General features: G+C 52.1%; 1 rRNA gene. It reads right to left on the reverse strand.

From position 1 onward, the window contains the following. Positions 1–265 (reverse strand): 16S ribosomal RNA (locus ACZ92H_RS29730); the annotation flags it as partial.

Raw genomic sequence — 265 nt, forward strand, 5'->3', positions numbered from 1 at the left:
ACTTACAAAACCGCCTGCGCACGCTTTACGCCCAGTAATTCCGATTAACGCTTGCACCCTACGTATTACCGCGGCTGCTGGCACGTAGTTAGCCGGTGCTTATTCTTCAGGTACCGTCATTAGCAAGAGATATTAGCTCTCACCGTTTCTTCCCTGACAAAAGAGCTTTACAACCCGAAGGCCTTCTTCACTCACGCGGCATTGCTGGATCAGGCTTTCGCCCATTGTCCAAAATTCCCCACTGCTGCCTCCCGTAGGAGTCTGG

It is taken from the genome of Janthinobacterium foliorum, assembly GCF_978021625.1.